We start from the raw sequence: 18,123 nt of genomic DNA on the forward strand, positions 1-18,123 counted from the left end.
TCAGAGCAGACGCTTACGAGGGCATAGCCGCTTTGCCTCGTCGATGAAGGTTAGAGATCATGGTCTTGTTCAATCATGCTCGGTTTTAACCGACGTCGAGGCTTTGCACCGTCTTCTGCTTCCGCGGCCGTCTCGGCAGGGAGCCGTGCGTCATTGGACGAGGGTAGCTCTTCTTCCGTTTCGAGATCGGGTTCGTCGGGGCCAGATCCCTTGGATTCAGCCGCAACACGGTCCCAAAAGCGGTTCTCGAATTCGGCCTGCCGTTGTTCCCGGCTGTAACGGCCAGCAAATGCCAAGGCAATGTGACCGGAATTGCGATAGGTTACCGCATCTTCGACGTGCGCTGCGAAGCCTCGCCCAACCTTATTGGGATCGACAGCTTCATAGACAAGCCCAACCAGTTTGGTCAGCACGCTGTTGTCGCCCTGCGTCGCGCCTTTTCCATTAGGCCTCCACGCTTCGACCAGCTCCAGGCAGGCCCAAGCGGCCACGAGCCCCGCCGGAGGACCGAGCAATGCGGGTCGTCCTTTTGCGGCAGGCAGGGACTTGAGGACCTCCTTGGCTGCGGCAATGAGGCGGCCGGTCGGATCGATATCGGACGCAACCATCGCCTCGACCTCAAGGGCCAAATCCCTCGCGAGACGGCTGGGGCCGCAGGGAGTATGGCCAATTACTTCCGACAACCGGATGCTGTTCTTGAGGTTTCGTGTTTTTGCAGCGGCTTCTATCCCTCGCCGTCTCCGGGCTGCGGCGATGAGCCACCCGGCTCCCACCCGCCGATTGGCCTTCGCCAGCTGGCTTGGCGCTACTGTTGGAGCGGATGCCGACCTGGAAATGGCGTGCCGAAGGAGAACCTCTTCGATTTGCATCTGTGCATGCCGCCCGGCGCGACCTCGTCGGAAGATTTCCTGAATGCCTTCGGCCTGTTCGATGACATCCGTCAGGATTTTGCGGAGATGCGCCGAGTTCGCTCCGGCGCTCACCTTCTCATCGTCGTACGCTCTCTCCGTCGCCCTGATCACAACGGACAGATCACCAAGTGCCTCTTCCACGAGCGGAGAGGCGAAGTGAATGCGAAGGTCCTCCAGGGCACGCTCTTGTACGGTTCCGAGGTTGCGGTGAGCATTCCGGGCCAGCGGATCAGCGGCCAAGGTCTGCACCAGGGCAACGGCGTCTACAATTCTGGAATCGACCATAACGCGATCACGAAATTAACGGATGGACGGATAGGCTATGTACGCTCTGCTTCCATGTCCAACGGAAACGAGCGTGGCCTTCCCCAGCTAAATGCCGGTTTTATGCTGGATTTGCCGATGGCTCAGGAGTTCCGATCGCAGACGACAAGAGAGACCTTCCCCACGCAAACGGAGAAACGCGATGGAGACGGTCACGATCGGTTCTGCCACCCTCGTTCGCGGCGACGCCCGCGACGTGCTTGCCTCCACTACCGACAAGGCGGTCGATTTTATCTTCACCGATCCGCCCTTCGGGCACCGCAATAACGACAATGGCGACCTCATCAGCCGCCGCGAGGTGGCTCTGGGGCACGGGCCTGTCCGCGCCGGGCGTCCCATCGCCAACGATGGCCGCGAGGAGGCCGACGAGCTGGTTCGCTTCCTTTTCAACGAGGCTCGGCGTCTTCTGCCGCCTGGCGCCGTCCTGGCTTGTTGCTGCGGGGGTGGCGGGTTGACAATGGCGCGCTGGACGCTCTGGATGGAAGAACTCCTCGGTCACAAGATGACGGTGATTTGGGACAAGGGATTCGGCATGGGCTGGCATTACCGCCGCTCGTACGAAGTTGTTCTGACCGGGCAGCGGCCCGGGGGTAAGAGCCGCTGGTACGACACCACGCGCCGGGTGACCAACGTCATCCGTCCCGACGACGGCATCAAGCGCATCATTCCCAAGGCCGAAGACCACCCGACGCCGAAGCCGCCTGCGCTGGCCGGACACTTCATTGCGCTGCACTCGCAGCCTGGCCATCTGGTGGTGGATCCCTTTATGGGCGGCGGTTCTACGGCCGAGGCCGCCATTCTGGCGGAACGCCGCTTCTTGGGTGTGGAGCTTGATACCCGTTTCTTCGACATGGCCTGTCAGCGTGCCGAGCGCGCCGAGAAGCTCCGCAGGACGCTTTCGGAAGGTGGAGCCAACCAGAACGAGAAGGACGGTGCTAAGGCCGGGTAGTGGCCTTCGCCAGGAGAAAATGGACCCAGGGGTTGGACGCCCCTGGGTTTTCCTTATGGAGAACCGTGGCGCAAACCATGGTTGCGTCAGAGATCCAGGACCCAAGGCTCTGCCATGGCCAAGCCCCGCACCCGACAGCCGCCCGGTAGCTCTCCTTCGTAGGCATAATGATGGTGCCCATGGATGACAAGGCGGGCCTTGCATGCCGTGGCGGCCTGGTCGATACCGGCGAAGCCCAAGCGATGGGTGGTCGGCGCTTCGTGGGTCACCAGCACGTCGACCGGCCCAACTCCTCGCAGCGCCTCCAAGTCCTCGGGGAAGATCGTCGAACGGTGGCGCAGCGGCAGTCCGCTACGCCACCTGGCCTGCTTCGGCGTATGCTCCAACAGGTCGGCCCGGGTCCTCCAGACGGGGGCTTCGTCACCGAGACGCGGGTGCCACACCTTTCCGCGAAAGACGCCGCCGAGACCGGCCATGCGCACGCCGTCCAGCTCGATGGCGCGGCCGTGTAGGTTCCCTTCGGGATGGTCGTCGAACAACAGCGGATACCGCTCCGGATGATCAGTGTCGTGGTTGCCCGTGACGTAAAATACCCTCACACCGGCGTCGAACAGAGGCGCCAGCACCCGGCGAAGCGGCTCTTCGAGCTCGCAGTCGCCGACGATGACGACAGCTTGAGGCCGGTGTAGCGCGCAGGCACCAAGGAGCGGGCGCCATTCGCCATGAGGATCGCCGTAGAAGATGATGCTCACGGTCAGCGTCCTGCGGGCGTTGTGGGCGCCGAGGCTTCGGGGCTTGGTGTTGTCGGGCGTTCATCCTCGGCGGTGGCGCTGACCATCGGGCTGGCTGCCATCGCATTCCGCAACATGGCCTCGATCTCGTCGCCGCCGATCGTCTCCCGGTCGATGAGCGCGTCGGCGATCCGCTCGACTACATGCAGATGCCGTCCCACCAGGGTCTTCGCGTCGGCATAGGCGTCAGTCAGCATCTTGGATACCCGGTCGGCCAACTCCGGCCTGAACGCCAGCATGGAGCCAATCCTGTCGGGTGACGGCAGCCCCAGCCAGAGCAGGCCGTGTTCCCCTTCGTCCAACCCGAAGGAGCAGAGTGCCGACACGGCCAAAGCCGTCGCCCTGGCCAGGTCGCTGGTGTGATCGCCGCCCGACCCGGCCGACACGTCGCCGAACAGCACCTCCTCGGCGGCCCGCCCGGCGAGGAGGTGCCGAAGGGCCGAAGCGACTTCGGCGCGCGTCATCGGCCCGGCGTTTTTCAGGTTGGCGGTCACGCTGCCACCCGTAGTGGCCGTTCCACGGATGGATGCACAAAGCAACGCACCCGGCCGCTCAAGCGCAACGGCCAAGGCATGGCCTGCCTCATGGACCGCACATCGCCTATTCAGTTCCGGTGAGCGCGGACGACGGCTCCCGCGGATTTCGGCGATGAGGTCGTCGATTGCGATGTCACGCTTGGTGTACCGAGCGCGGCGCCGGGCGCCGCGAACCCAGCGCTCGCAGTCGGCACCGGTGCCGCCCAGCGCAAGCACGGCAGTCGCTGTCAGGTCCACGCCGTCCAGATCCGTACCAAGATGATCCCGCAGGATGGCTGCCAGAGCATTCCGATCCGGCAGCTGGAGACGGATGGTGCGGTCAAGACGACCGGATCGCGTGAGCGCGGGGTCGAGGCGGTCCGGGTGGTTGCACGCGCCGACCACGACAACTCCTTCACGCCCGCCGATGCCATCGAGCTCCTCGAGCAGCGCGTTGACCACCTGAATGTTGTAGTCCTCGTTGTCGGTGAATTTTGCGCGATTACCGACGCTGTCGACCTCGTCCAGGAACAGGATGCAAGGGGCGGCTGCACGGGCCTCATCGAACGTCGCCGCCATAGCCCGCAACATGTCGCCCAGGTGCCCCGCCGCCTGCCACCGGCTCAAGGAGCCGGTCACGAGCGGCACGCCGCAGGACCCGGCCAACGCGCGGGCGAAAGTCGTCTTTCCAGTGCCGGATGGCCCCGTCAGCAGCGCACCCCGGTCGACCGCTGACCACGGCAACTTCCCCTCCCGGTATTCGGCGAGATCGCGCACGAGAGCCATCCCCCAGTCCACTGCCTCATCCATCCCGCGCATTTGTGCGAGGGTCGTGGCGGGCTGCTTCGTCTTGAAATCCAGCAGTCCGCGCAGGCGGGCGACGTAGTCGTTGGCGTCTTGCCCTGGGCGGCGGGCAAGTCGCAGATCCTCCACAGCGATCAGGCGGCACAGGGCGTCGGAAACCGTTAGGGACGGCGGGGTGCCGACAAGCGCGGTAACCACCTCCCTGAGCGCGTCTGCATCCAGAGGAGGGATGACGGCCCGAAACTCGGCAACACGAAGCAGGTCACGCGGCAGATGCCGCTCCGGCGTGGGGCTGAAGCCGAAGATGGAGCGCCCGGCGCTGAGGGCTGCCGACACCCCTTCATTTCCTAAGTCGGGCCGATGTGTCTTGGTGCTGCCATCGCGGCGGCACTCGAACCACACTCCCGCCAGATGGGGCTGAGGCAGGTGCGGGCGCGAGATTGTGTCGGCATCTTCCGGTGCGGCATCGGCGCCACCGAGGAGGCCGCCCCAGGCATTTGCGATGGCGTTGAGCCAGCCCGCGCTCGGGACCTGCACGACAGCAGCGATGGCATGGGCGGTCGTGGTGTTCTTGAGGACCAGTGAGGAATCCAGCACGCGCCTCACGAGGACGAGCGCTGCCACCTCGGCGGGGTCGCGAGCCTCTTCGGCTTGAGGGGTGCTGGTGAAGGGAAACTCGTCGCAATCGTCGGCCGATTGCACCACAGCTTTGCGGGCGGACATCCAGAGAACCCTCTTCTACGCGGGAGGACAGTGCGCTGGCCGCTGGCCAGCAGGCCGTCAGTGCCGCCGTATGTGAAGGTCGCTCCGTGTCATCGTTTCTGTCCCGTGTGGTGGGAGCCGAGCAGGATGTTGGCTCCAGGGTGCGCTGGAGAACCTACAGTCGGTTCCCTGGTAACACAACCATGACGATCGGATCGCATCGCGATCCGATCGTCATAGAGGCATCCAATTGCTCGCGTTCTGCGGCGATGCCAACATGGAGTCCCCACGGCGACCAAAGGAAGCCTGCCATGGTGACACCAAATACACATGACGTGACCGAAAGGATGAATATCCTCCTGCTCCGGCACATTCTCCGGCACCTGTCCCGCGGACAACCGAGGCCCGACGTCTCGGACCTGGAGTTCCGGCGCCGTGCTTGGCGAGCGGCTCGGCGCCTTGAAGTTCGTCGCCTTCAGCGTGGGGATACGACGCCGTTGCTGTCCCAGTCGCCGAAGATCGCGGGGCAGTCGACGGCGCAACGGACGTACCAGCACCGCGGGTGGCGGATCGTCCTGTGCCGCAATGGCGGCAAGTGGCACGCCGAAACCGCTCGCGGATGTCACCCGCAGCTCGTGCGCACGGCGCGGCGTCCGCGCCGCCGCGATGCCTTCCGCGCCATCTTGGCAATGATGGACCGTGGCGACTTCGGGATCAGGGTGCCGAGACCCGCGCAATGAACGGGTCGTCGTCGCGGCGGCTGTGCAGCCACGCGCGCAGCAGGGCGCGGCGTTCGGGACCATGGGCACGGTGGGCGCGATGGAGCAGAAGCGGACAGCGATGCAGCCAGGGAGTCCACAGCCGTTGAACGGTGAGCCTATCGTTCATAGATCATCTCCGTATCGGTGTAAGAGATCAGCACAACATTATAGATCGCATTTTTGGAATGAACTACTGCGGCGCGCAATATGTGTTGACAAGGAATTCTCAACGATCAATGGTTGATGCCGTTTTCGACGCCGATGTGGTCACTTGCTGAGGATCCGAGCCATGGACGACATGACCTTTGGCATCTTGCTCGGACAGAAGCGTCGCGCCGACACGGTCGAGGCTGTCGGTGTCGCGCTCGCGGAGCGCCTCGGGCAGGCCAACCAGCAGCGTCAGGCCGACGCGCAGGCCATCTCCGCCCTCAAGGAGGAGAACGGAGCCCTGCGCGCCCGGGTCGCAGACCTTGAGCTCAAGCTGGCCTTGGAAGAAGCCACGGCAGTCGCATCTCAGGCAGTCGTCGATGCCTTCAAGGCACAGCATCCCGACAGTCCTCTTCTGGTACAGGTCGGTACTCTGAAGAACGGCTCGCCGCTGAGGAGGTCGACCGGAATCTGGATCAATGCCTTCGACGAGGCTGCCAGGAAGCGGAACGTGACGAACCCCGAAGTCTATCGCGTGGGGTAAGAGAACGCTCGGTCCACAGTTGAAGCGGCACCGGAAGGTGCCACTTGGGTTATCCGCCCCCTTTCAGCTGACCGTTTCCTGCCGGTTTCGGTGCTTTCGTAGCCGGGCTACTGTGGCTGGTTTTGCCGTTGTCACCCGCCTCACCCTTTGCCGTGTCGGCCATGTGCGGAGTATCGGCTGCACGCCCGGCCGCGGTGCTGGTGATCTTGCTCGCACCAGACACCCCGCCAGCGGCGGAAGCCAGGTTCCCGTCGCCGTTTGCCTTCTCGAGCGCGCTCACCAGCCGGTTCATGTCGCTTGGCGAGGCAAAGAATGCGGCTTTGCCAGCGTCGACGCCCGATTTCATGGTGTTTTCCGTGTGCGTCCCGACAAAGCCTACCGCGTTGGCGGCTTGGTGGTGTTCACCGTCCCCGTCCGGCTGCGCTCCGAACCAGCGTGCGACCCGATCCGGCACTTGGGTGATCAGGTTGAAGCTGCGGATGGCCAGTTGATAATTTAGTACCGAGATGAGGATCACATAGGTGATCACACCAATGAGTCCGACCGTGTTCCCTGTGGTCGCCGCCGCCATCGCCGCGTACACTGTTTTGGACAGGAGCCAAACCATCGCCTCGAACACGAGGATGGAGAAGAACAGCCCGAACAGGGTCAGCGGGATCCGGAACAGCAGGTTGAAGACAATGCCGTAGCCAGCTTTCTGAGGACCATCCAGGAACTCCGCGCCATCCATCCGGATGTGCATGAAGGCCCAGAGAGGAGCTGCGATCACTCCCTCGATCACCAAGATCAGCATGCCCATCACAGCGTACAGGAAGTGAATGAAGGGCATCATCGGTAGAACGTAGGCATGGAAGACCGCCGCAAGCAGAAGAGCGACGGCGATCAGACCGAAGAACGTCGCGGCAAAGCCCGTCAGCTTTTCGGCCCCGCTCGGCATCAGCTTGCCGACGAAGTTGGACGCTGCCTCGGCAGCTGCTCCCGCGACCGGGACCTTTGAGATCAGCGCCCCACCCACGCCAAGGGCGGCGAGGATCATGAAGGCGGCGTTGAGGATGAGATGGCCGAAGTCGACCATGTGCTGAAGCGCTTGGCCGGTGCCCGGCTTCAGGACCGCCAGGCCAATCAGCCACTTCTGGAGCGCGCTGTCCGAGCTGCCGAACCATTCCAAAACACCGGCAATGCTGCCGCTGTTGTCGAACTGACCAGCGCGGGCGGCCGCAGTAGACAGAGAGGTCGTGGTCAACAGCTGCTTGTCCCACCAGCTGCGCAAATTCGGAAGCACGCCCAAGAGTTCGTGGCCAAGCAGACGGTCAATCCCAATGCCGTCCTTGTACTGTGAATTGGTGCTCCCAAAAGTCACCTCCGGCATCACGCCGACCAGGGACATCACCTGCGCAGAAATTCGGCTGAGGGTCATATAGTAGGAGCCAGCAGACGCCCAGCCTGCCGTTCCCGCAACTGCCTTGAACTCGGTCAAGCTGACCTTGTTGACACTGTCCACATAGGTCTGGACTGCTGTCGTCAGAGCGTTGTCATAATCTGCCTTCGCCAGCAGCACCTGCTGGAAGATTTCGTTTGCCCTATCCTTGTCCTTGTCAGAAAGGTTGATACTGACAGGACCATCCGAGGTTATCATCCGTTGCGCGATGGTCCGCAGTTTGGCGCGCAGAGAGTCGAGAGCGGCATTCCGCGCTTGGTCCAGTTGGAGAACGTTTCTGTCGGCTGCCGCGGACTCCTTGCTGGAGGCTACACGGATCGAACCGCAGACGCCGTAGTCCAGGATCATGTCTTGGACAGCAATAGGCTGCTGTGTCCCAGCGGTTTTCGACGAATCCCAGAGGCTCACTACAAAATGCCAAACCTGTTTGACGCCGCGGTAGATCCCGTTGTTCGTCAGTGTCATCGGCCCTGGTATGGGCTCCCGCGGCCATTCCGGCGCGGGGACGCCTGAGCTGACGTTGGCGGACTCGCGCCGGACGGCCTCGAGGCAGACCTCGAGGAACATGACGTCGCGGACCAGCGGGATGGACTCTTGGAGGGCTGGATTGCTGATCTTGGCGCCGGACAACCCATCGATAAATCCGGTCCAGATCAAGTTGCCGAATTGGCCGCCGACCAACGCAATCCAAACAACGAGAATCTGAAGTAGGCAGTATCCTTTGGCGACCGGGGCAAGCGCGCCCACGCCGTACATGACGCGCATCGGTGCCCATACTTGGTGCCAGCGCGACCCAAGGACCTTTCCCTCGTGCGCGGTAGCCACGATTCCAATGATGGTGTGGTAGGACATCATAGCCGCAGAGCAGGCCATCAGTACGGCGATGAACACCGAGAACCCGCTGGCGATTCCGTTCGCCAGCGGCGTGACCGTGCCGCCGACCGGACCAACACCCGGGAACACGAACGTGAGGAGTTGGTACCAGAGGTCGTTGGCGGTGTGCGCGCGGAACAGCGCCGTGATGATGTTCCCGCTGACCACCGGATCGGCGTTCGTGGCCGCGGCTACGGCGGCAGTGGGATTGCCCAGCATCGTGGCGGTTGTGGCACCGCTGATCATCAGCACCAGCGCGGCCGGTCCAGCGCCGGACAGCGGAGAAGCACCCTCCGGAGCTTCGGTCCACCATTCACTGGGCTGCCGAAGCCAGGATGCGAAGCCGTCAAGCCGACGCTTGCGCAGCTGAAAATTGTAGAACGCGGCTCTGGTCGCCAGGGCACCGAAAACCGGGATCGCCGCAAAGCAGGCGAGGAAGCTGATCCATTCCAGCAAGCTGTTGACATGGTTTCCGCCTACTGACCCGACCGCGACCGCGAGCAGAGCGATGAGAGCGGCGAGATGGAGCAGGAAATACCGGTGCGTGCAAGCCTGGGCGGTGGTCAGGAAGTCGTCGGAACGATCGTAGAACCGCTGGGCGACCCGAAAGCGCTCGGCCGGGTCCGTCGCCTGCGACGGCAAGGGTTGGACCGTCTGGCGACCGAACGCGCCACGGGCCAGCATCCCGACATTGGAGACGGCTCCAGCCCAAAGCCCGTTGATGCTGCGCCATCCGGTTCCAAGGACCCGTCCCCTGCCTCGCAGCGCTCCTTTCCAGTCGGATCGCCACTCGTCGACGCCAAGAACGTCAACACGAACGAACGCGCGTGCTTCCCGTTGGCCGCGATCGAGGAATGTCTGGAGCCGCCGCTGGCTGCGTTCAAGGAGGGATCGGAGCTTACTCATCGGAAGCATCCTTGGCCGTGGGGCGCCGAACAAAAATCGCGGTGATGGGAACATAGGGGCGACGGAGAGCCTCGATCTCCTCGATCGAGCGGGCAACGAACCGGCCGACGCCCATGAGCACACCGAGTGCGAGGACTGCGTCTGCGGCGATCAGCAGAGGGGCTTGGAAGCCGTAGGCAGCCGTCAGGAATGCCAGCAACCCGGTGGCCGCAAGGGTTGCTGTGACGATGTTCCCGATGGAAAGAGGCTCACGCCGGATGGCTTTCACCACCATGCGCGCGGATTGGTGCACCACGAGGATTGGCAGGAGGCCGGATGCCAGCACCAGCGCAAGCCCTATGCTCAGCTCGACGCTGAGGGCTGCCTGGACAATGGGCGGGGCGGCATCGACCAGCCAGGAGCTCATCAGCATAAGCGACGGCAGCTGCGGATAACCGGCCATCAACTCACCAGCGGTGAGCCACAGCAGACAAGCGAATGTAGCGGGTATGGCCATCGCCATGCTCCACTTCGCACACCGCCGGATGAATGATGAAGCAATGACGATCATCGGGATCTCCCCACGTATGGATTGGCTTCCCAAATCAATGCTATGATCAGTTTCAAACATTCTGCAAGCATATCAGTGAAAATGGTGGCGCTATGATAAATATGTTTACTTTGCTTGGTGAGGCGCGCGCCCACGTAAACATTTTCACACCTGTTCGTCTGCATGGTAGAACGGAGCGGCATTACAAAAATGTTTACGACGCCTTTGTTCGTGGAGAGTTGTCGCCGGAGACTGCTCCCAGCCGTGCAACTGCGGTGGCTTGGCGTAGCGCGATCAGGCACGGGGCTCTGCGACAGCTGGCGGCTGCTACCGAAGCGCTGGAGACGGCCCTGAGAGACGGTGGTCGCGCCGAGAGGGATGCGGCGGCCCTTGAGGTTGAGCGGTGCCTCGAACTCCTGCGCCGGTTTCCCGCGATCCGGACGGGACGCCGTCCACGGCCGAGCGACGTTCGGGGGCGACCGCGAGCAAGGCAGGGTGCGGAAATCACCACCTGATTGACGGGAAACGCGCAGACCGCGGTCGCTGAGCATCGAATGTCTGCTGCTCGGTTTTGGCCACCTGCGGCTTTGAGTGGCTGTGCGGCGTTGCTCCTGCTGCCGGTACATGAAGGCATCGCTACATGGCAGCTATGCAAATTCGAAGAAAACGGGAGTGAATGATGATGGAATCCTTCTTGAAGGTGGCAGTAATAAGGAAAAATAAATTACAAATCCTTTCATCGAAGGATAAGAGATCTATTCAGTGGGGCGCTTAACGCCGATAGATTTTAGTTGAACCTCCATTTTTGCGGAACAATATTAATAATGTACGCGAGGTAGCGCCTATTGATACTTTGATGGAGGATGCATGTTTGTCGATGACTTCATTGATGGGCTGATCGAGGGCGTGGCGACGCGCCCCGGCAAGGCTCGCGCGATGTTCGACGTGGTGCTGGGCGGTCGTCGCTATCGTGCCGAAGCGATGGAGCGGGTGGCTGACTACGAGTTCGGCCGTTCCCGGGACGACTTCCATTACACCGAGGAGGCCCTGTACCGGTCTGCCAAGGGGTCGTTCCTGCTGGTGGTCGAGGGCTGGCTGCACAGCACGGGTGACGGAACGTCGTACGGACACGCATACGCTCCGCTCGACCGCTCCCAGGCCATGGCCTGGCTGGAATTCTGCGGGCGCCACGAGGCGCTGACCGAACTGTTCGGCGACGAGGTCGAGGACGCCTGACAGCCTTCTGGGGCGATCGGGGCGGCTTCTGCCACCCCTTCGCCTGAGGCGCTCATGCAGCCGGTTCCAGCAAGGTCTCCCAGAACGGAGCAGAGGGCAGTGATGATGAAGATCAGAGCGAACACGGCGTTCGGGCGGCTGGAGGTTCGGCGCACGGACGGGACAAGCCCCGGCGACATTCCAGCTTGGGTGCTCGACGAGCCCGACTTCCTGCGCCAGCTTCTGCGTATTGCCGAGGCGGGCGGGACGCGCTACGCCGTGGATCACGAGGACGATGATGGCTTCATCGTGGAACCGCCCGTTCGGCCTCCGGTTGCGCGGACCGAGACCGCGGGCGTCTCGGCCGAGGAACTGGCGGAGATGGCGCGCTGCCTGGAATGGGCGTGCCGGTTCGCCCGTGGTTCCCATGATGCCGATCCCAGCTTGCAGAATGGGGTGTTCCGGAAGCGCTTGGCAGATTGCGAAGCGATCCTTGCGCGGGTAGCTGGGTGAATTCAGTCGCCGGTCCGGGGCGCCCGGAAATCTGGAGCATCGGATCGAGGCAATGGTCCCGCGGCAAATCCCGCATTAGGAAATGGCGTTGCCCCTCTCGGCAGGCAGGTCTTCTCCGAGGGGAGGGGGCACGCCGGTCCGTCCTGTGGCGGCGGTGATGGTCACGCCGCCAAGCTGACCGCCTCCTATCGGCAGACAACTTCTCGCGTCATGCAGCCAAGTGAGCCTGTCAGCGGGCAACGAGCATCTCGGAAATCAAGATTCCCGACTCTCGGATGGCCGAATGCGTATTTATGGTGATCCTCAAGTTCATTCGTACTCGTAACGAAGTAACTGATCTCACATTCTAGAAATCCTTGCGCAAGGATTTCTCAAGAAAAGTAGCAATGACAAATCTTTGTCAACAGTATTGGAGGGCGATAGGCATGCTATCTACGATGCAATATTATGAATGACGCAGATTTTTATTGACATCAGATTGGGCGCGATCTACCGATATTGAGGCAATCCACTCAATGGAGGTAACTCGAATGAGCGAAACGATTGTGAGGGTGACGCGGGTAATTGAGATCAGCCCGGATGGTGTCGAGGTGGATGTTACCCATGAGTTGGAGGTCGAGGTTCTTGAGTACATCAAGTCGGCTCGGGAGGGTTTTGGACTGAGTGATGACGAGATCGAGCAGGATCTGATCGCTCATTTTGCCTGCATGTCCCATCCCTACTGCTGTGACGATGTGGAAATCATCGGCGACACGGTGCGCCTGTATGCTTTCGATCTAAGTAATGAAGAAGACTGGCGTTCACTCCTCTGAGATCCACATCTGCGCCGTCTTGACGGCAACGGCGGACGATTGACCAAGCTAATCTGTAACACCTTTTGATAGTCCGACCTCGGCGATACTATTTTGTCGGGATCCTCTGTCAAGGAATAGCTGCGCCCTTGCGCAGGAGGCAGAGACATGTCAAAGACTTGGCTTGACTGGTATATCTCTGGATATGCTGAAAGGACTCGCGCTGCGGCCAAAGCAGATTCCAACGGTCAGTTCGTTGCGGCGACGTTGCGCGAACTTTATGGCATCCGGATGGATAAGCTGATCGACATCGAGGCTTTCCAGTTGATCGTGCCGCTCCAAGCGAGCCTCAGCGTTTTGGACGCTCGTTCGATCACTTTCGATCCTGATGATATTGTTGGTAACTCGAGCTATTTTTCGCGGTTCTTGTGGCCGTTCGCTTTGTCCCTGAGCGACAAGAAACAGAGTATGGAGACGGAGCCAAGGTTCAATACTGTTGCCGTTCAGCCCAGCCGTGAACTCGTCGCGCTGCTATCGAACGCAAAGGCTCCGGCTGATCATAGCGCCTTGGTTAATAGCGATCTGATGGCTGCATCCTGGTACGTCGACCTTCCTCATGGATCGCTGCTGGTCGGCGACTTGGGGGTGCGTGCGATTTTCACCCAGCCATCCCCTCATGCTGGGTTGGCGGTATCAGCGGTGCTCTGTACGCCCGGGTCAAACCGAATTTCCGGACGCTTGATGTGGGTTGCCGGAGATGGAGAGGCCATGGGACTCGTCGCGGCCGATGTCGACAGAAGGCTGTTGGCGGAGCAGGTCGAGGGCTTCCTGAGCCTGCTGGCGTTGTACCGACAGCATGCGGACGCCGCACAGCGTGGTCAGCTCCCCCGCATGACCCGGGAAATGGCGACGTCCCGCAAGGCCCGTCAGCACCATAAGAAGGCCAGCCTGTTCGCTGTCCAGACCCTGACACCGCCCCCGGATCGCTTCGGCCGTCGCCAGTCCCTTGGAGAAGGCGGATGGCAACTCGGCTGGCGGTCGTCTGTGGCTGGACACTTCAAGATGCAGCCGCATGGCCCTGGCCGCTCGCTCCGGAAGCTGATCTTCGTGGATGCCTACGAACGCGGTCCGGATGACGGACTTCGGAAGCATCGTCTGGAGCGCTTGTCCAACCCGTAAATCCGGGCTGAAGCAGCCAAGTGATCGTGCTGGCCAGGGAACGTGTTGGCGTCGGCCGCGCGGGCACGCCACCTGGACTGCGGTGGCACCTTCGCCGCCCTTTGCGTCTCGGTGCATCACCTTGAGGGTCGCCCTCGCCGCGACACGGTCCAACGACCACTCCTATCCTCGATCGTCGACGATCCGCCCTGCGAAGCGACCATAATTCGGTCAGGACGTCCAGGTCGGTCTGAAGGAGGCAGCGGTGAGCGAGATCAGGGAAATTCTGAGGACGATGATCTGGACGGACAGCCTGCCGGACCATGCTTGGCCGCGTCCGAGTGACCAGGCGTACCGGCAGGAGATGATGCGCCTGCGGTCGCTGCTGGAGGCCGCCCCAGAGGATACGGAACTCGAGCCACTGAGCTCGATGGTTCTTGCCGCCGAGGTCGGATCCGAGACACACATGGATGCGTTGACGGCTGTCTCCGGTGCCCTGGGCTCTGAACTCGGCCGAGCACCGGATGATTGAGCGAGGGCGGCCGAACGAGGATGGTGAGCACACGCGCCTCTTCGGCAACCCGTTCGAGTGGTGAGGCCACTGCTGACCGTCGAGACGGACTGGACCAGGGCCGGTTAGGTATCGAGGCCGCTGACCCGACCACATGGTGGTGTCGGCACCTTCCTGGCCGCTGGCATCACCGCATTCCCAGTAGCCGTGGCGACGACATGGTGAGGTTACCACGTCGTCGGATGCCGCGGTCGGCACTACCCCCAAACCAGAGAAAACAACGCTTTGGCCGCATCCGAGGCCATCAGCCGGTGCGCCGACACGACGACATGGTGAGGTCGTCACCTGACCAGTCGCCGACATCACCGAGCGCTGGGCCGACGGCATGTTGAAGGCCCCAGGTCGTCGTCCTCCCAAGCGACGGCAAGTAGATCAGCCGATGTGCCGGAGCCTATGCAGGAGGCAGCATCCGCCCCGGCGCACCGGCCGCCACTGTGCGCAGGCGTAGATCACGAATTATGTAACGCCGTCCCGAACCTGTCCTGGTAGTACTCCACGAAAGCCATAGCCTGGCTCCGGCGGCGCGCCCGCTCTGGGAACTTTCCCCGGATACGGTCCGAACAGTCAGCGACGGGCGGGCTCTCGACATTGGGGCGCGGCGGACCGGCCGGTAGTGAGGAAACTCTTGGCCGCCTGCGACACGGCCCAGCAGATCGGCACGCCTTCGATCGGGTCGTCGTGGGCCACGAGCCGAGAGATCTGCTTGATCCTGGCGCGAGCCCCTCGCCGTCGGGATGGCGGCAGCCGACGTTGGCGAAGGCCCGCAGTTGACGGAAGAGGTTGTTCGATCCCCCGGTCTCTGCCGCATTGTCCTTCCCTGCCACCTCGGCGATCATCGAAGGGGCCTTCAACTGGCTGAGCGCCGCCCGCGACGAGGCCAGCGTCTTCCAGCGCCTCGAGGCGTCCTTCCGCTACACTGGGCGTGACGTTAGGCGATACGTCGGCAAGGCCGTGGAGAGGCTGGAGGCCACGCGGATGCCGAGGGCTGCGTAGGCAGATTGGCGATCCGTGCTTCTCGAGGCAACAGCAAGTCTGGTCATTCGGCAGGATTGATGGTTATCGGTTCCGAACGCATGTCTTGGTGAGAACGCTGGCGGGTAGAATGAAAATTCGTGTGCTGTCATGGGTGGCCGTCGAGCGCGGGGAGGCTGAAGGCGCCGAGGGGATCATCTCAATCAAACCGTCGGCAGAACATGATGCCGAGAACCTGGATCTTGCCTTGGCGCAGGCCACCGGCGGCGAGGTGGACGCCGTGCTGGTGCAGCGGTTCGACGACATTGCCATCCCGGCCTTTGGCCCCTACCGCGGCCCGGTCATCGACCATGTCGCCGAAGCGCTAGAGTTCGGGCGCAGGATTGCCGAGCAGGCCCCGGAAGGTTTGCTCGTGGTCCATTGCCAGATGGGCGTCAGCCGCTCCGCCGCCATGGCGCTCGCCCTGCTGGCCCAGGAACTCGGACCAGGCGCCGAGGAGGAGGCTGTGGCTGCCCTGTTGAAGGGAGATCCAGAAGGACGCATGCATCCAAATCCGCTGCTCGTCAGCATGGCCGACAGCTGCCTGTTCCGGTATGGGCAACTGGAGGCCGCGCTTGCGTATGCCTGCCCCAGGTACGTCAAATGGCGTGACCATTGGCGGGAGGCGGCATTTGACCCGGAGCGCCATTGGGAGCAGGCAAAGCGGATACGGACGAGGCGCCGGACGGAGTAAGCAACCGCTCAATGCTCACCTCCTACGCGGTCGGTTCGGCGGCAGGGCCGAGGGCAATGTGTGCCATCGCCAGCGCGCCCTCGCGCGAGCGGGCGGCGGCGATGAAGTGGTTCAGGTGGCAGAACACGGCGTCCGGTACGCCAGATGTGCGGGCGAGTTCGGCGTCGCGCAAGCCCGCCCATGCCTCGGGCAGCGGCCGCTTCTGGGCGAAGCTGCCCGGCTCCGGCGGCATACAGCCGACCATCCAGGCATCGCTTCCCTTGTCGGGGTAGACCGCGAACAACACCGGCAGATCTGCGTCATGCGCCGGTCCCTGCCAGGGTATGCCGCGGTCGAGCTCCAGCACGCGCGGGTCGGCCGAGCGGGCATGCGCCTCCAGCACGATGTCGCGGGCGGCGATGCGAGCTCGTATTTGCTCGACGCGGCCGTCGAGGAAGGCGCCCGCGATCTCGGCGGCCCGGGCGAAGCGCTCGTCCTCAGCCCGAGGCCGGTCGGCCGGGTCGGCATCCCAAGGCAGGTTCAGGACCTCGACCAGGGACGGCAGGGCCATCCCGTCAGCGACCCGGGCCGCCCGGTCGAGGCTCTCGTCGCCGAAGTCAGGGATGGGGCGCTGGCCGTTGTCAGCCAGGTCGACGAGGCGAATTACATGCTCGTCCATCTCCGTCCAGATCTTCCCGACGACATCCTCGCCGCCGCGCCCCGCCAGGATGGCGCGCACCGCATCACGGCCGTAGGCGGCCCACAACAGGCCCGCTGAGGAGTAGGGCGCCCCGTCGGGACGCACCGGGGCACCGCGCTGGTGGTGGTCGAAGCGCCCCCGCGCGGGGTCGAAGACTCCACCGACATCCCAGACTATGTCGGCGGCCTCGATAACGCTCTGGTCGCGGGTGCGCATCAGACTGGAGGCAGCCAGCGCCTCGGGCGGCAGGGCGCGGCGCAAGATGGCGTAGCCCAGCACCTCATCGCAGTGGAACGAGCCGCTGTGGGTGACAAGCCGAAGGCTCTTCGTCATGGTTTTCCTCCAGATGGATTCCAGGACAGCCCTCAAAATCCGCGTCTTACAGCCCCCTTTTAGGAGATGACCCATGGCCCGCACCATCGCAGAAAAGCGTGAGGCTTTCCGTGCGCTTCATGAGGAGGGCTGCTTCATCCTGCCCAACCCCTGGGATGTCGGCAGTGCCAGGATGATGGAGCACATGGGCTTCAGCGCCCTGGCATCGACGAGTTCAGGCTATTCCTGGTCGCAGGGCCGCCCCGAAAACGGCATCGAACTCGACGATGTCCTGGAGCATCTTGGGAGCCTCGTTCTCGCCACGGACCTCCCGGTGAACGCCGATTTCGAATCCGGCTTCGCCCATGATCTTGAGGAATTGGCTGCGAATGTTCGGCTCGCGGTCGACGCCGGTGTCGCGGGCCTATCGATCGAGGACATCCGCGCCGATGGCAAACCTAGCTTCTACGATACCGCCACTTCCGTCGAACGCATCCGAACCGCTCGCGCCGCCATCGACCGGACCGGCGAGGATGTCGTCCTGGTGGCACGCACTGAAATCCTGCTCAGCGATCCCACGCGGGTATCCGAGGCGATCGACAAGTTGGTGGCTTTCGCCGATGCGGGCACCGATTGCCTCTACGCGCCCGGCGTGATCGAGAAAGCCGACATCGCGAGCATGGTCCGCGCCGTGGCGCCCAAGCCGGTCAACCTGCTTGTGATGCGCCCGGACGCCACCCAGGCTGAGATCGCCGATCTCGGTGTGCGGCGGATCAGCGTCGGCGGCGGGCTGGCGCGGGCGGCCTGGGGCGCGGTCATGCGCATGGCGGAGGCGATGAAGGCGGGATCGTTCGAGGGGCTCGCATCCGGCACATCGAACAAGCAACTCAACGACATCTTCGGTCGCAGTGTTTGACCTGCCTGGTTCGCCAGCACTGACGCCACTGGCCACACGTCACCTCTAAATCCTGCTTGTCTGGCTCGT

General features: G+C 62.9%; 16 protein-coding genes. 9 read left to right on the forward strand and 7 right to left on the reverse strand.

From position 1 onward, the window contains the following. Positions 1-50: 50 nt before the first annotated feature. Positions 51-1,196, reverse strand: a complete 1,146-nt coding sequence (locus tag ACODS4_RS05165) for a hypothetical protein (protein WP_488861361.1) — start codon at positions 1,194-1,196, stop codon at positions 51-53. Positions 1,197-1,377: 181 nt separating this feature from the next. Here ACODS4_RS05165 and ACODS4_RS05170 point away from each other — a divergent pair, with 181 nt between their 5' ends. Then, positions 1,378-2,184, forward strand: a complete 807-nt coding sequence (locus ACODS4_RS05170) for a DNA-methyltransferase (RefSeq protein WP_488861363.1) — start codon at positions 1,378-1,380, stop codon at positions 2,182-2,184. A gap of 86 nt (positions 2,185-2,270) precedes the next feature. Here the strand turns inward: ACODS4_RS05170 and ACODS4_RS05175 are convergent, their stop codons facing one another. The 3 genes from ACODS4_RS05175 to ACODS4_RS05185 all read right to left on the reverse strand — a co-directional run bounded on the left by ACODS4_RS05175 (position 2,271) and on the right by ACODS4_RS05185 (position 5,884). After that, positions 2,271-2,936, reverse strand: a complete 666-nt coding sequence (locus ACODS4_RS05175) for a metallophosphoesterase family protein (RefSeq protein WP_488861365.1) — start codon at positions 2,934-2,936, stop codon at positions 2,271-2,273. Between the two features lie 2 nt (positions 2,937-2,938). Then, a complete protein-coding gene (locus ACODS4_RS05180) occupies positions 2,939-5,017 on the reverse strand; it encodes an AAA family ATPase (RefSeq protein WP_488861367.1) in 2,079 nt (692 codons plus the stop codon). 693 nt (positions 5,018-5,710) lie between these two features. Beyond that, positions 5,711-5,884 (reverse strand): hypothetical protein, encoded by a 174-nt coding sequence (locus ACODS4_RS05185; RefSeq protein ID WP_488861369.1) that lies wholly within the window; start codon positions 5,882-5,884, stop codon positions 5,711-5,713. Between the two features lie 162 nt (positions 5,885-6,046). Between ACODS4_RS05185 and ACODS4_RS05190 the strand changes: the two genes are divergently transcribed. Further along, positions 6,047-6,448, forward strand: a complete 402-nt coding sequence (locus ACODS4_RS05190; protein WP_488861371.1) for a hypothetical protein — start codon at positions 6,047-6,049, stop codon at positions 6,446-6,448. Between the two features lie 49 nt (positions 6,449-6,497). On the opposite strand, the gene ACODS4_RS05195 is transcribed toward ACODS4_RS05190, so the two are convergent. After that, entirely contained in the window at positions 6,498-9,665 is a 3,168-nt protein-coding gene (locus ACODS4_RS05195; protein ID WP_488861373.1) for a DotA/TraY family protein, read from the reverse strand. Beyond that, positions 9,658-10,215, reverse strand: a complete 558-nt coding sequence (locus tag ACODS4_RS05200; protein ID WP_488861375.1) for a hypothetical protein — start codon at positions 10,213-10,215, stop codon at positions 9,658-9,660. Before ACODS4_RS05200 ends, ACODS4_RS05195 begins: the two co-directional genes overlap by 8 nt. Before the next feature lie 846 nt (positions 10,216-11,061). Here ACODS4_RS05200 and ACODS4_RS05205 point away from each other — a divergent pair. The 6 genes from ACODS4_RS05205 to ACODS4_RS05230 all read left to right on the forward strand — a co-directional run bounded on the left by ACODS4_RS05205 (position 11,062) and on the right by ACODS4_RS05230 (position 16,147). After that, positions 11,062-11,430 (forward strand): ParB N-terminal domain-containing protein, encoded by a 369-nt coding sequence (locus tag ACODS4_RS05205; RefSeq protein WP_488861377.1) that lies wholly within the window; start codon positions 11,062-11,064, stop codon positions 11,428-11,430. A gap of 99 nt (positions 11,431-11,529) precedes the next feature. Further along, positions 11,530-11,922: a hypothetical protein gene (locus ACODS4_RS05210; RefSeq protein WP_488861379.1), complete on the forward strand. Its 393-nt coding sequence runs from the start codon at positions 11,530-11,532 to the stop codon at positions 11,920-11,922. Between the two features lie 530 nt (positions 11,923-12,452). After that, positions 12,453-12,734, forward strand: a complete 282-nt coding sequence (locus tag ACODS4_RS05215) for a hypothetical protein (protein WP_488861381.1) — start codon at positions 12,453-12,455, stop codon at positions 12,732-12,734. A gap of 147 nt (positions 12,735-12,881) precedes the next feature. After that, entirely contained in the window at positions 12,882-13,892 is a 1,011-nt protein-coding gene (locus tag ACODS4_RS05220; RefSeq protein WP_488861383.1) for a hypothetical protein, read from the forward strand. 244 nt (positions 13,893-14,136) lie between these two features. Continuing rightward, positions 14,137-14,403 carry a hypothetical protein gene (locus tag ACODS4_RS05225; protein WP_488861385.1) on the forward strand — a complete coding sequence of 89 codons (267 nt, stop codon included), beginning with the start codon at positions 14,137-14,139 and terminating at the stop codon, positions 14,401-14,403. 1,141 nt (positions 14,404-15,544) lie between these two features. Further along, positions 15,545-16,147 (forward strand): hypothetical protein, encoded by a 603-nt coding sequence (locus ACODS4_RS05230; protein ID WP_488861387.1) that lies wholly within the window; start codon positions 15,545-15,547, stop codon positions 16,145-16,147. 22 nt (positions 16,148-16,169) lie between these two features. Here the strand turns inward: ACODS4_RS05230 and ACODS4_RS05235 are convergent, their stop codons facing one another. Then, on the reverse strand, positions 16,170-17,159 hold the full coding sequence (locus ACODS4_RS05235) for an MYG1 family protein (protein WP_488861389.1): 990 nt from the start codon (positions 17,157-17,159) through the stop codon (positions 16,170-16,172). A gap of 73 nt (positions 17,160-17,232) precedes the next feature. Here ACODS4_RS05235 and ACODS4_RS05240 point away from each other — a divergent pair, with 73 nt between their 5' ends. Beyond that, a complete protein-coding gene (locus ACODS4_RS05240; RefSeq protein WP_488861391.1) occupies positions 17,233-18,054 on the forward strand; it encodes an isocitrate lyase/PEP mutase family protein in 822 nt (273 codons plus the stop codon). The last annotated feature ends 69 nt before the right edge of the window (positions 18,055-18,123 follow it).

This window comes from Azospirillum sp. FG154 (genome assembly GCF_057809575.1).

What these genes read in the sequence shown, in the direction of transcription:
- ACODS4_RS05165 (WP_488861361.1), bottom strand. Translation starts at nt 1,196, where the DNA reads ATGGTCGATTCCAGAATTGTAGACGCCGTTGCCCTGGTGCAGACCTTG.
- ACODS4_RS05170 (WP_488861363.1), top strand. Translation starts at nt 1,378, where the DNA reads ATGGAGACGGTCACGATCGGTTCTGCCACCCTCGTTCGCGGCGACGCC.
- ACODS4_RS05180 (WP_488861367.1), bottom strand. Translation starts at nt 5,017, where the DNA reads ATGTCCGCCCGCAAAGCTGTGGTGCAATCGGCCGACGATTGCGACGAG.
- ACODS4_RS05185 (WP_488861369.1), bottom strand. Translation starts at nt 5,884, where the DNA reads ATGAACGATAGGCTCACCGTTCAACGGCTGTGGACTCCCTGGCTGCAT.
- ACODS4_RS05190 (WP_488861371.1), top strand. Translation starts at nt 6,047, where the DNA reads ATGGACGACATGACCTTTGGCATCTTGCTCGGACAGAAGCGTCGCGCC.
- ACODS4_RS05195 (WP_488861373.1), bottom strand. Translation starts at nt 9,665, where the DNA reads ATGAGTAAGCTCCGATCCCTCCTTGAACGCAGCCAGCGGCGGCTCCAG.
- ACODS4_RS05200 (WP_488861375.1), bottom strand. Translation starts at nt 10,215, where the DNA reads ATGATCGTCATTGCTTCATCATTCATCCGGCGGTGTGCGAAGTGGAGC.
- ACODS4_RS05205 (WP_488861377.1), top strand. Translation starts at nt 11,062, where the DNA reads ATGTTTGTCGATGACTTCATTGATGGGCTGATCGAGGGCGTGGCGACG.
- ACODS4_RS05215 (WP_488861381.1), top strand. Translation starts at nt 12,453, where the DNA reads ATGAGCGAAACGATTGTGAGGGTGACGCGGGTAATTGAGATCAGCCCG.
- ACODS4_RS05220 (WP_488861383.1), top strand. Translation starts at nt 12,882, where the DNA reads ATGTCAAAGACTTGGCTTGACTGGTATATCTCTGGATATGCTGAAAGG.
- ACODS4_RS05230 (WP_488861387.1), top strand. Translation starts at nt 15,545, where the DNA reads ATGAAAATTCGTGTGCTGTCATGGGTGGCCGTCGAGCGCGGGGAGGCT.
- ACODS4_RS05235 (WP_488861389.1), bottom strand. Translation starts at nt 17,159, where the DNA reads ATGACGAAGAGCCTTCGGCTTGTCACCCACAGCGGCTCGTTCCACTGC.
- ACODS4_RS05240 (WP_488861391.1), top strand. Translation starts at nt 17,233, where the DNA reads ATGGCCCGCACCATCGCAGAAAAGCGTGAGGCTTTCCGTGCGCTTCAT.